The organism is Mesorhizobium sp. M7A.F.Ca.US.014.04.1.1, assembly GCF_003998745.1.
GTDB classification, from domain to species: domain Bacteria; phylum Pseudomonadota; class Alphaproteobacteria; order Rhizobiales; family Rhizobiaceae; genus Mesorhizobium; species Mesorhizobium ciceri.
In genome coordinates this window covers 1-4,274 of record NZ_RZRW01000488.1, presented here as the reverse complement: position 1 = coordinate 4,274, position 4,274 = coordinate 1, and the positions used below count along the sequence as shown (strand labels likewise).

At 64.2% G+C, this 4,274-nt stretch carries 5 protein-coding genes; 3 read left to right on the top strand and 2 right to left on the bottom strand.

Annotation, left to right across the window (positions count from 1 at the left end; genetic code table 11):
• Positions 1-738, top strand: a 738-nt coding sequence (locus tag EOA22_RS25765; RefSeq protein WP_127390305.1) for a 4-(cytidine 5'-diphospho)-2-C-methyl-D-erythritol kinase, incomplete at its 5' end; no start/stop codon positions are given.
• Positions 725-1,279 (top strand): molybdenum cofactor biosynthesis protein B, encoded by a 555-nt coding sequence (gene moaB, locus EOA22_RS25760; RefSeq protein ID WP_024502637.1) that lies wholly within the window; start codon positions 725-727, stop codon positions 1,277-1,279. The genes EOA22_RS25765 and moaB, both read left to right, overlap by 14 nt.
• A gap of 20 nt (positions 1,280-1,299) precedes the next feature.
• On the opposite strand, the gene EOA22_RS25755 is transcribed toward moaB, so the two are convergent.
• Both EOA22_RS25755 and EOA22_RS25750 read right to left on the bottom strand, forming a co-directional pair.
• Positions 1,300-2,274 carry a hypothetical protein gene (locus EOA22_RS25755; protein ID WP_063167650.1) on the bottom strand — a complete coding sequence of 325 codons (975 nt, stop codon included), beginning with the start codon at positions 2,272-2,274 and terminating at the stop codon, positions 1,300-1,302.
• Between the two features lie 143 nt (positions 2,275-2,417).
• Positions 2,418-2,942 (bottom strand): glycosyltransferase, encoded by a 525-nt coding sequence (locus EOA22_RS25750; RefSeq protein WP_063167649.1) that lies wholly within the window; start codon positions 2,940-2,942, stop codon positions 2,418-2,420.
• 149 nt (positions 2,943-3,091) lie between these two features.
• On the opposite strand from EOA22_RS25750, the gene EOA22_RS25745 reads away from it, so the two are divergent.
• Positions 3,092-4,246, top strand: a complete 1,155-nt coding sequence (locus EOA22_RS25745) for a PA0069 family radical SAM protein (RefSeq protein WP_023808673.1) — start codon at positions 3,092-3,094, stop codon at positions 4,244-4,246.
• Positions 4,247-4,274 lie beyond the last annotated feature (28 nt).

The following is a 4,274-nucleotide window of genomic DNA, read 5'->3' as shown; positions in this document are numbered from 1 at the left end:
GAATTTACCGTGTCCGGCCGCTACGCCCCGGCGGTTCCTCTCGACGCCAGCAATCTGGTGCCTAGGGCGCGCGATGCCCTGCGACAGGCGGTCGGGCACGAGAGAACACCGCCGGTCGCTATCCGGCTGGAAAAGAACCTGCCGGTCGCCTCCGGCGTCGGCGGCGGTTCGAGCGACGCGGCGACCGTGCTGCGCGGGCTGGTGGAGACATGGGGCCTGGATATAGACGGCGCAGAGCTGGCGCGGATCGGCCTCTCGCTCGGCGCCGATGTGCCGATGTGCCTGGCGGCCAGACCTCTGGTCGCGCGCGGCATCGGAGATGAACTGTCGATGGTGCCGGATTTTTCGGCGCTTGGCCTGGTGCTGGTCAATCCGGGCACCCCGGTCTCGACGGCGGACGTCTTTGCGGCGCTTTCCCGGCGCGACAATGAGGCCTTGCCGCCGCTGCCGCGCAGCATCGATTTTCATAGCCTGCGCAACTGGCTGGAGATCACCCGCAACGACCTCGAGCCCGCCGCGCTGGCGATGCAGCCGGCTATCGGCAGGGCGCTTTCCTGGCTGAACAAGGCCGGATCCGGTTTTTCACGGATGTCCGGGTCCGGCTCCACCTGCTTCGGCCTGTTCGAGACCGGCAATGTCGCCAAGCGCGCCGCCGCCGAAATCCGCGGCCGCCAGCCCGACTGGTTCGTCGCGGCGACGCGCAGCATCGCATCGGAGGTATCTGATGGCCAGAATTGACGAGAGCCGCTCCTTCATTCCCGTGCGCATCGCGGTGCTGACCGTTTCAGATACGCGCAGCCTCGCCGACGACAAATCCGGCCAGACGCTGGCCGACCGCATCACCGAGGCCGGCCATATGCTGGCGGCCCGCGATATCGTCACCGACGATCGGGAAAAAATCCGCGACACGGTTCTGGCGTGGTCGCGGGACAAGAATATCGATGTCGTCATCACCACCGGCGGCACCGGTTTCACCGGCCGTGACGTGACGCCGGACGCGCTGGAGCCGATCTTCGAAAAGCGCATGGATGGCTTTTCGGAAGTGTTCCACCGGATCTCCTACGACAAGATCGGCACCTCGACGATCCAGAGCCGGGCGACCGGCGGCGTCGTCAACGCCACCTTCGTCTTCGTGCTGCCGGGTTCGCCAGGCGCCTGCAAGGACGCGTGGGACGGCATCCTGAAGGCACAGCTCGACTACCGGCATATGCCGTGCAACTTCGTCGAGATCATGCCGCGCCTGGACGAGCATTTGCGGCGCGGCAAATCAGCTCCGTAAAGCCGAGGCAAGCGTCGCTCTCAGCGGATGACCGGCTCGCCATGAAACCGCCGGCGCGACGGCGGCGAGACGCCGAAGCCGACTTCCATCATCAGTCGGGGCGTGCGTGCCGGCACGGTGCCCATATGGAAGCCAAAAGGGTCCTCGACGAAACCGAGACCGGCCTCGCCGGTCAGCGTCACCGGGCTCTGCTCGCCATAGACATCCAGGACCTGTTGCGCGGGGTGGCCAACCAGAAGCGTGAGCTGGTGCTTGAGGCTGCGGCGCTTGTGGCTGCCCCTGACATAGACATGCGGACCGGTGTCGGCGTCGACCGGCTTGAGGTAGAAGAAGAATTTCAGCATGCGCCAATCATCGAGGTCGAAATGATACTTGCCGAGCGAGGCGAGGTTCTTGTCGGCATCCGAAGCGGCACCGGTTAGAAAACTCCACCAGACGCGCGTCGTGATCAGTTTTGCCTGGCCGCCGAGATAGTGCGCGGCAATATCCAGAAGCAGCGGATCGCGCTGGATGGCAAGCGCCGCCGGGCAGTCGAGGATGCGCTCGAAAAAATGCCCGCTGAGCAGCGAGCGGCCAAGGCGTTTCTCGGCCTCGGCATGTTCCCCCGGCATGAATTCGAGACGGCGGTCGAAATTGCCGAAGCAAGGCGTGCGCCCGGCGAAGTCGGCGATCTCTTCATGGATATCAGGCGGCAGGACCAAGCCTGAGAACAGCCCGTCGGAGCGCAACGCATCGACGACCGCTCCCCGTTCGACACCGGCAAACATCGTATCCCCGGCATTGGCGACCGGGCGGGCGCGTTTTGCGCCCAGCCAATGCATGCGGCGTCCAGGCATTGTGCGCGCCAGCACGAACATCGGCAGCCAGGCGGGGTTTTCGCGCAGGTCCTTGAGATAGGTCGGAATGCGCACCGCGATGCGTCGCAACAGACTGCCGTCGCGCGCAATAGCCTCGAGACTGGCCGCGCCGGATGTGTCGGGGGTTGAAAGCTTCATTGGGTCCTCGGCTATGAGAGCACCACCGATGCCGCATCGGTGCTCGCCACTCGGCATGTCCCAAACCCAATTCCCGCTTGAACGGACGCTAACCCCGCGTCAGATTTTGTGCAATGCACAATGGCCTGAGCAGCTGCAAAAAATCATGTCGAGGAGCGGCGTTCCTGCTTGGCGGGCGCCATCCAGATCTCGGCGTCGAGCCGCTTCGTTGCGAGGCCGCGGGCGATGGCCTCAGCACTGCCGGCACTCTTGGCCGCGGCCGCCGCCTGACGCTTGCTGATCAGCAATCCGTCGGCCAGGGCGCGGTTTCCCGAAAAGACCCGTGCCAGGAATGGCGTGCGGCTGGCCCGCGTGCGCGAAAACCGTGCGGCCATGGTCTGCCTGGCCGTATGCGCGACAACCTCATCGATCCAGCCCTCCACCAACCGCGCGCCCGGTTCCAGGAGCAGCAACCAGTCCCCCTTGGCCTGGCGGATGCCGGCAGCGACACCGCCGGTCACGTACTGACAGCCGGCATGCTCGGCCACACGATGCGTCTGGTCGGCGGAGCCTGTGTCGCAGACGATGACTTCACGCACCACGCCTTCGACCGCGCCGCCAATCAGCGAGGCGAGCGTGCGGGCGAGGCCCTCCTCGTCATTGCGGGTTTCGATGAGAACACTGAGCATCCTTAGCCGAATAGCGGAAAGCGCCGCACAGCGCCAGTTTTGCATCGCACCATAGAAAGTTCTTGCTTTGTTCTCATCGATGAAATAGGAATAATTTCATGAACAGAGCGATTCGACACAACACGGACAGTCCCTGGGAGCGGGCGAAAATGGAACAGATCGTGCGCGCCGACATTGCAGCTTTCGGAGCAGGAAGAGCCGAGATGGCCAATGCGATGGTCGAGCAGAGCGGCATGCGTGTCCGCCCGGACCGCAACCGCGGCAGGTCGGCCGGCATCAACCCGTCCGGCCGATTCGAGCCAGTCAGCCGGCACGTGTTCGACGATGGCTGGAATTCGCTGGAAGAACTGCCCCCCTTCAAGACCGAAGTGCAGGTCGAGAAGCCGCGCACCATCATCACCCGCAACGAATCGCCCGACATTTCCTTCGACCGTTCCATCAACCCTTATCGCGGCTGCGAGCATGGCTGCGTCTATTGCTTTGCCCGCCCGACGCACGCGTTCATGGGCCTGTCGCCGGGTCTGGATTTCGAATCGAAGCTGTTCGCCAAACCTGATGCGGCGCGCTTGCTCGACAAGGAGCTTTCGAAGGACAGCTATCAGCCGCGCACCATCGCCATCGGCACCAACACCGACCCCTACCAGCCGATCGAGAAGCAATACCGGATCATGCGCGAAATCCTCGAAGTGCTGGAAGCGCGCGGCCATCCGGTCGGCATCGTGACAAAGTCCGCCCTGGTGACGCGCGATATCGATATCCTGTCGCGCATGGCCGAACGAGGGCTCGCCAAGGTGGCGCTGTCGGTGACGACGCTCGACCGCATGCTGGCGCGCACCATGGAGCCGCGCGCGTCGACGCCGACCAAGCGGCTGGAAGCGATCCGGCAGCTTTCGGATGCCGGCATTCCGGCGTCGGTCATGGTGGCTCCGATCATTCCGGGCCTGACTGATCCGGAGATGGAACGCATCCTCGATTCGGCACGTGCGGCCGGCGCGCGCGAGGCGGGTTATGTGATCCTGCGGCTGCCGCTGGAGGTCAGCCCGATCTTCAAGGACTGGCTGCTGCGCCATTATCCCGACCGTTACCGCCATGTGATGTCGCTTGTCCGCTCCATGCGTGACGGCAAAGACTACGATTCGGAATGGGGCAAGCGCATGAAGGGCGCCGGTCCCTATGCCTGGCAGATCGGCCGGCGCTTCGAGATCACAGCCAAGCGGCTTGGTCTCAATGCCGAACGGCGCACGCTGCGGACCGATCAGTTCGTTGCCGCCGGGAAAGACCAGGTGCAACTGACGCTGCTTTGAAGAGACAATTCGTCGCGATGGATTGATC